The organism is Rhodoferax sp. GW821-FHT07F03 (assembly GCF_059418745.1).
Genome location: NZ_JBWKQM010000008.1, coordinates 298723 through 306337 on the forward strand (window position 1 = coordinate 298723; position 7615 = coordinate 306337).

Sequence of the window (7615 nt, forward strand, 5' to 3'; positions counted from 1 at the left end):
GCCTTCCGTGTCCATAGACACGCCGGTGTACTCCGAGCCCTACCGCGACGCGCTGGCGCTGGCGGCAAGTAGCGGAAAGCCCATTCTGGCCAGGCTACTGGGCCTGCTCCAGGCAGATCTGGAGCGGCAGCAACTGCATCGTTCGCGAGGGCGTGAGCAAGTGGATGCCGCACTGGACTTGTTGCGCCAGCATACCGAAATGCTGATTGAGCGCTTTCCCGCGGTACTTTTAAATACGCTCATAGAACCAAGTCGCACCGTAAAAACGGCTGCACCGCCGCAGAAAATCCATTTCGACCAGTGGGAGTTGATGGAACAGGATCAGGTCCAAGAGGGCATTGCGTTGGCCCGGATCCAGCAAACCATTCTGTTGGCAGTGGATGCGTCTTTGGTTGAGCTCAATACGTATGTGTGTGCGTCTTTAGGCTTATTGTCTGTGCGCCCAGAACGCAATCCGTTCCGCCCCGAAGTATTCGTGCGCGCCGTACAAACTGTCATGTTGGATTGCGGTGTGCCTTACGCAGTTCAGCTGGATTGGATAGAACATTCCAGCAAGGTGCTGGGCCAAGAACTGGCTCGGCTGTACGTGGCATTAACGAAGCGCTTGCGAGAACTAGGTGTGAGGTCTGTTGGGTTTGCAATTGCACGTACCGCAACAAGCGCACGTGCAGCCCACGAAGATCGGGAAGTGGGGCATCTTGGGGGCGCAGCTACGCGACGGCAACATTCCGAGGGGAAAACCAGTCAAAAGCAGCTGGTTTTGACGCTGGACAAGCTGAATCAGCTCTTGGTGGGAGACTTTGAAGAAGAGCAGGGCGCATCAGTCCCATTGAAGCTGACTCCAGATCATTCGGCGGAGTTTTTCGACAGTACACACCCACTTGCGGCCAGCGGGGGCATACCACTCTACAGCGAACAACACCCACATCCAGGTGCGGAAATTGGCCAGGAAGTAGTACGGCTGCTGATCGACAACGTAGCTGGTGACCCGCGATTGCTGGCACCCGTGCAGCAACTCATACGCAGCATGGAACCTTCGCTACTGCGGCTGGCTTTGGTGGACCCGCGGTTTCTGAATGACAAGCAGCACCCGGCCAGGGTTCTTCTGGAGGAGATCACCCGTTTAAGCCAGGCCTATCCCAGCATCCAATCTGCGGGCTATCCCAGTTTCTGGAAGGCTTTGCAAACCTCTGTAGCGCCTCTGCTCTCCGGAAATGTCCAAATCGCGCAGGATGCAGCGCCGTTTGACCAGGCAGTAACAGAGCTGGCCCAGGCTCGGATGCCGGCCAATGCAATGGAGGCCAGCCAGCGTCAGGAGGCAATGGAAGCTTTGCAGCAGGCAGAGCAGCGCAACTTGTTGGCCGAGAAGCTGGCAAAAGACATGGAGCAAAACCCCTTGCTTCGAAACGCCCCCAAGGTGTTGGTGGACTTCCTGTGCGGTCCATGGGCCCAGGTTGCTGCGCATGTCCAGCTACACGATAGAAGCGGGGCCAGCGATCCTGGCATGGTCAATGCGTCGATAGAAACATTAGTGTGGAGTGCACAGCCTGACCTGACGCGCAAGAATATCGGCAAGCTGACCCGTTTGCTACCTAAGCTGTTGCGAAATTTACGGGACGGTCTGGCACTGATCCAGTATCCATCGGCCCAAACGGAGGCGTTCTTTGATGCCTTGTTTGCGCTGCACCAGCAAGCTTTTAAACCGCCAACCAAGTCGCAAGCTGTGCAGACAGTTACCTCTGCGGAGCCGTCGCCCCCGCCAGCCTGGATCGCTCCCGCTGAGGTTGTTGCGACAGGCTTCATGGATGATCTGCCAACCGTGCCTACGACAGCAGAGATTCAGCCGGAAAACACAGAGACAGAAAGTGTTCAGGCACCTGCGCAAGCCAATCTGGCCATGGCGATTGGTGATTGGGTCGAAGTACTGACGCAGGGCGCTTGGATTCGAACACAGCTGACTTGGGCCACGCCTCACGGAACCATGTTCCTTTTCACAGATGCCCAGGGCCATTGCCTATCCATGAGCAAGCGCAACTATGACAAACGCATGCACGACGGAAGCATGCGTGTGGTGAAGGCGCAGATGGTCGTTGATGAAGCGATGGATGCCATTGTTCAGCTAGCGATGCGCAACAGTATTGACAATATTTTGATTTGAAAGCCCGAACCGTAGACTATCAAGCAGCCGTTAGGCTGGCTTCAAAATCTGCAATAGAGACGGGACGACCAAAGAAGTAACCCTGATAGGCATCACAGCACTCGGCTTCTAGAAGATGTTGCTGCTCCTGGGTTTCCACACCCTCCGCGATCACACTCAAACCCAAACTATGGCCCAGTGTAATGACGGTGCGGGCAATGGCGGCGTCTTTGGGGTTGGTCAACAGGTCTTGCACAAACGACTGGTCAATTTTCAACTGATCCAGCGGCAGGCGCTTCAAATAGGTCAGTGATGAATAGCCGGTGCCGAAGTCATCCAGCGAAAACCCCACGCCATGGACTTTAAGCGCGTGCATTTTGTCAGTGGTTTCTTCTACGTCATCCACCAACAGGCTTTCGGTCAGCTCTAGTTTCAACATGTGAGGTGGCGCACCTGTGGTCTGCAATATGTGCAGAACGGACTCCACAAAATCGGCTTGTCGAAACTGCCGAGCGCTAACGTTGACAGCCAGACTGAGCGCTTGAGTACGTGGGTTTTGGCTCCAGCGTTGCAGCTGCATACATGCGGTATGTAAAACCCAATGGCCAAGGGGCAATATCAGTCCGGAATCTTCGGCCAAGGGAATGAATTCAGCCGGGGATATATTGCCTTTTTGCGGGTGAGGCCAGCGTAACAAAGCCTCTGCGCCTACAACGTGCCCTTGCCCATCTACCTGTGCCTGGTAATGCAGTACAAACTGCTGCTGTGCCAAACCTCGGCGTATGTCGGCCTCCAGCCTCACACGGGCATTTACGACAGCCTGCATTTGTGGATCGTAAAAACGGAGTGTGTTGCGTCCTGCTGATTTGGCCTGGTACATGGCCAAATCAGCTTGCTTGAGGAGCTCGTCCGTGCTGTCCTGGTGGCCAAAGTACAGTGTCACACCCATACTGGCAAAAATCTGATGTTCGTGCGACCCCAGCTGGTAGGGTTGGCTGATGGATTGCAGAATTTTTTCACCTACGGCTTCGGCGTGCGCTGCCGCTTCGGCGTTGTAGCTGCTGAGCTGGGTCAGTAGTACCACGAACTCATCACCGCCCAGGCGTGCAACCGTATCGATTTCGCGCACGCATTCGGTCAATCGGTTTGCGACCTGCTGCAATAGCTGGTCGCCCACATCGTGCCCCAATGTGTCGTTGAGGGTTTTGAAGTTGTCCAGGTCAATTACTTGCAGAGCGCCGCATCTGCCATTGCGAACACCCAAGCCCATTGCCTGACGCAACCTGTCCAACAATAGGCGCCGATTCGGCAGGTGGGTGAGTGGATCATAGAAGGCCAGCTTGTTGATCTCTTCTTCGGCCGCTTTGCGCTGCGTAATGTCGTTGAAGGTGTTGACGAAATGGGTAATCTTGCCGTTTTTGCCGTATACAGCGGTCACTGTCCGTGAGTCTGGGTAAATATCGCCATTTTTGCGTTTGTTCCACACGTCACCACGCCAGTTTCCGGTGGCTTCCACCGTATCCCACATGTTTTGGTAAAAGGCCCGGTCGTGTCGGCCTGAATTGAGAATGTGCAGGCTTTTACCTACAGCCTCTTGCTCGGTATAGCCTGTAATTTGGGTGAATGCAGGGTTGCAACGCAATATCTGGCGCTGCGCATCCGTAATCGCCATACCATCCTGGGCGTTGAAGGCCGTTGCTGCAATACGCAAATCCAGCTCGGCTTGCATGCGTATCGTGATATTGCGAGCCAAGACAATGAATCGAGGCTCGGCATTGCCGGTAACGTCTTTGCGTGCAACCGAAACTTCAAACCACAAAACGTTGTGCATCAACTGGAGCTCGAACTGGCCGCCTTCCGAGTTTCCGTTTAGCCGGGCTTCTTCCAGTCCCGCTGCAATGACCTTGCCAGCATCGGCGGGCAAGGCTTGCATCACGTTTTTACCTAAAAATTGTTCCAGAGGAATATCGGGCAACAAAGAGCGGGGCAGGCGGCAATCGTGTACGGTGCCGTCTGGGCCTAATTCAAACAATAGATCGGGAATGGCGTCCAGCGTCGCTTCCAACTTGGTTTGCGTGGCTGAAATTTCTTGGGTGCGGGCAACGACCTGGGCTTCCAAGTTTTGTTCTTGGCGTTTAAGTTGAAGCATTAGTTGAGCTCCCCAGGCCAGCGTTGTGCTGAACAACAAGCCTAGTGCAATTTCAAATGCCAAAGCCCCACTATCACCCCAGCCGTTGATTGGTGTGGCACTGAGTACCCACCGTCCGTTGGGCACTAGGATGTTGCGGTCCACCGGATCATGCAAGAACTGGTTACCCGCGGCCGTGATACTTTGTTTTTGATGGGTATCTGGATGGGTGCGCCACAACTCATACGCAATACCTTGCTCCTGCAATTGGGCAATGCCGCTGCTGGCCAGGGCTTCGGGGACACGAATTACGACAGAGATAAATCCCCAAAAATGGTCTTTGTATGGAGTCGTTAGCGTAGGAGCCGGCAAATACACCGGTAGTCGACCCACAAGCCCCAAGCCACCTTGCACCAAATTAAGCGGTCCGGCCAATGTCAATTCGCGAGCTGCAACCGCACGCGCTGCTTCCTTGCCTTGTAGGGGATCTTCAAGTTGATTGAACCCCATTACCGCCTCGTTTCCTGCCAGAGGCACCACGCGGCTGACAACGCCTCCGGGTGACAGGCTGAACATGGTGACACCAGGGTAGAGGTGCAACATTTCACCAGCCACACCCTCAAAGTTCGAAAATTCCCCTCCGGCCTGGTGCACCATGGCAGACAAGGCATAAGCACTGGACAAAGCCCGTTCAATGGTCGCTTGGATTGCATGGGTTCGGTCCGCTACAACACTGTCCACATGGGTGCGCTGGCTTTGAATGCGGCGTTGCTCCAAGTTCCATATCAGCAGAGCCGCCGCGACGGCGGTCAGCATAAACACCGCAAAGCCGAGCAACCTGATAGGTATGGTGCGCAGCAAGCGTGTGGGGTACGTAATCTTCATGACGCAAGGCGTAGTTATTGTTCTAATTCTTGTGGATAGGAGTCTGGCAGCGCCGACTATATCGCCTGGCTAAGTGCTGTTGCAGGGACGAGCGCTGGAGCTGTCCGACAACAAAGTAGGGTGGTGGTTTCCAATATAAATCAACGACTTATAGTTCAGTGCAACCGATTTGTTGTCGACCTAATGCGACAGCAATATGCTCATATGCCAGTCCACGACAACATTTCACAAAAAAGCCGGCACCTGTTTGCAGCACGTTCAAAATGACTGCCGACAGCATTTTCGCTAGTGCGCCTGAGTAATGATGTCATCCTGTGGGTGCAGGACTTCGGTGGCTGTGTGATGTCTACCCAACGAATGTGGCATCGACATAGGTGCGGACGGCTATTTTGTCGTCACGGTCGAACGGAATGCCCAGCTGGTGCAGGGGCTGGCCGCCTTGATCACAAATCTTGGGCGCCTGATGCCGTGGCTGTGCAGGTACTACACCACGGTTGTAGCGATGGAGTCCACCGGGGTGTACTGGATAGCCGCACTGTCCCTATTGACTTGTTAGTGCAGATCCAAAACTGAACCGCTAAACCAGAAAGACGTGGAACGGAAAGGCCAGTTGCCTTCGACAGCTAACGCCATTGCTCGCTACCGTACCCTATAACTGTACGACCTTCCTATGCAGATGTGTCCGCGTTGTATGGGCATCCCACCGCTTCAGAAGCGTAGCCGTGAACAGCATGAAATCGACGTCCAACGCACGTAGCCAAGCATGGAGCTCGACGATATCCACTCGCCGGATTCCATTTTCCGATTTGCTGACGGTGGTCTGCGGCATCCCCAGTGCAAGGGCCAATTCCTCCTGGCTTACACCGAGCTCTTTTCTGGTCTCCCGTAGCAACGCGATGAAGATCTTGTACTGCTCTGAGTGAAACGAATCGGGCATTCTGCGGGTCTCTGAAACCAGCAGAATCAATGCGAAAATCGAATATGCGAAAATCGGTTAAAACCAATTCATTCACAGCACACGACTATGAAATCACAACTTCGTGGACGCACATTGCGCGTAGGACTTGCTAATGGATGCGAGCAAGCAGCCAAGAAACTCAAAGACCTCGGCTTTACCTCCGAGCGGGCTACGGATGTAGCCGAGGCCGCTATCAAATATGCCTGCGAGGAAACTGCGCTGCTCGTTCGGCAATTGACTCCAAAAAGTGCCTGGCCGGGAGCGGTGGTTATCCGCCGGCACCTTGACATCCAGCGAGAAGAAACCTGGCTGATGTTGAAGCACGAAGGAGAAGTGGGCTGGACGCTTGACTCGGCACTGTTTGCTTAAGTTGCAAACCTCCTCAGCGATTTCTTATTTCATACCCCGTCTACAAGGTATCCATGGGCAATGCACGCGCGCTAGTCGCTTCAGGTCGGTTTTGGGGTGGTTACCTGTTATTGATCGTGCCCCTGCTGAACTGGCTGGTGGGCTGTGTCTTCATCCTTCTGGCTTGCTACCACTGCCTGTCAGGTAAACCGCGGCTGGGCCGTCTGCTGGCGTTTGCCATCGGATCCGCTGTGTGGGCGTTTCTCAGCCTGTACATAGGGCTTCTGGAGAAGGGGCAGATGGGTTTGGGCCTGGCCGGTCTCGCGGCCTTTCTGGTTTGGACCTGGATCATGCTGGCCTGGACGTACCGCTGGCCAGAGGATGCGGAAACACGCACCGCTACGGTGGAAGTCAACGGACGGATCGAGAGCTAGGAGCAGCGATGGCGCAAGGGTTTGAAACCAAGATCAAAATCTTGAGGTGGGGTATCTGGAATAACCAGGGCGGCAAGAACGTCGAATCCGTCTGGGGCGACACCGCCCTCAATAACGCCGCGATGTTCCAGCGCATGGCAGAAGCCGTGACGGAAATCAATGCCGAGGGCTGGCAGGTGGTGTCCACCATCCCCTTGGACCAAGGCGCCTACTTCGGTATCGGACTCATGAACCAGCAAGGTGCTGGTGCCGGCACCTGGGGCGGTGGCTATGGTTACGGCAGCAGTGCCACTGCCGGCACGGCCATGGTGCTGCAGCGGCATATTGAGGATGCTGGGACGCCGGCAGCCGCGGAACGGGCCAAGCAGTACGCGGCCGAGTTGGAGAACAGCGCCAAGGCCTGGAGCATTCGCTACCAGCCCATCGAGAAGAGGATTGCCAAGAGTACGTTCTCCAGCAAGGATGAGTTTTTCTTTGATGGGCAGGGGTACAGCAGCCTGGCTCTGGCTGAGCAAGCGCGATCGGATGCGGCGACAGCGGCAGAGCTTGGAAGTCAGGCGCCAGGATAGCGTGTGTGTTGCCCTCGAACAAATTTCACCATGATTGAACGATGGCTGTTTTGCTTCAAACTATCTAAGTCATTGATTGGGGGGTGCGGACAATAACTTGGACTACTTGGAGGTAGTTCATGTATTCATACGAAGAGCGAATTCGAGCCGTCAAGC

At 55.0% G+C, this 7615-nt stretch carries 6 protein-coding genes; 4 read left to right on the plus strand and 2 right to left on the minus strand.

The window, feature by feature from the left end; all coding sequences use genetic code 11:
• Positions 1 to 7: 7 nt before the first annotated feature.
• Positions 8 to 2158 carry a DUF1631 family protein gene (locus AC07R0_RS14560; protein WP_495105343.1) on the plus strand — a complete coding sequence of 717 codons (2151 nt, stop codon included), beginning with the start codon at positions 8 to 10 and terminating at the stop codon, positions 2156 to 2158.
• Positions 2159 to 2177: 19 nt separating this feature from the next.
• On the opposite strand, the gene AC07R0_RS14565 is transcribed toward AC07R0_RS14560, so the two are convergent.
• Positions 2178 to 5150, minus strand: coding sequence for a bifunctional diguanylate cyclase/phosphodiesterase (locus tag AC07R0_RS14565; RefSeq protein ID WP_495105344.1), 2973 nt, complete (start codon positions 5148 to 5150; stop codon positions 2178 to 2180).
• A gap of 649 nt (positions 5151 to 5799) precedes the next feature.
• A complete protein-coding gene (locus AC07R0_RS14570) occupies positions 5800 to 6087 on the minus strand; it encodes a helix-turn-helix domain-containing protein (protein WP_495105345.1) in 288 nt (95 codons plus the stop codon).
• A gap of 87 nt (positions 6088 to 6174) precedes the next feature.
• Here AC07R0_RS14570 and AC07R0_RS14575 point away from each other — a divergent pair, with 87 nt between their 5' ends.
• Genes AC07R0_RS14575 through AC07R0_RS14585 form a run of 3 tightly spaced genes read left to right on the plus strand, consistent with a single transcriptional unit; the run spans position 6175 to position 7459 of the window.
• Positions 6175 to 6477 (plus strand): hypothetical protein, encoded by a 303-nt coding sequence (locus tag AC07R0_RS14575; RefSeq protein WP_495105346.1) that lies wholly within the window; start codon positions 6175 to 6177, stop codon positions 6475 to 6477.
• Positions 6478 to 6530: 53 nt separating this feature from the next.
• On the plus strand, positions 6531 to 6890 hold the full coding sequence (locus AC07R0_RS14580) for a hypothetical protein (RefSeq protein ID WP_495105347.1): 360 nt from the start codon (positions 6531 to 6533) through the stop codon (positions 6888 to 6890).
• 8 nt (positions 6891 to 6898) lie between these two features.
• Positions 6899 to 7459, plus strand: coding sequence for a hypothetical protein (locus AC07R0_RS14585; protein ID WP_495105348.1), 561 nt, complete (start codon positions 6899 to 6901; stop codon positions 7457 to 7459).
• Positions 7460 to 7615: the final 156 nt, after the last annotated feature.

Excerpts from the sequence above, each read along its gene's own strand:
- AC07R0_RS14565 (WP_495105344.1), bottom strand. The coding sequence starts at position 5,150 with ATGAAGATTACGTACCCCACACGCTTGCTGCGCACCATACCTATCAGG.
- AC07R0_RS14570 (WP_495105345.1), bottom strand. The coding sequence starts at position 6,087 with ATGCCCGATTCGTTTCACTCAGAGCAGTACAAGATCTTCATCGCGTTG.
- AC07R0_RS14580 (WP_495105347.1), top strand. The coding sequence starts at position 6,531 with ATGGGCAATGCACGCGCGCTAGTCGCTTCAGGTCGGTTTTGGGGTGGT.
- AC07R0_RS14585 (WP_495105348.1), top strand. The coding sequence starts at position 6,899 with ATGGCGCAAGGGTTTGAAACCAAGATCAAAATCTTGAGGTGGGGTATC.
- AC07R0_RS14575 (WP_495105346.1), top strand. The coding sequence starts at position 6,175 with ATGAAATCACAACTTCGTGGACGCACATTGCGCGTAGGACTTGCTAAT.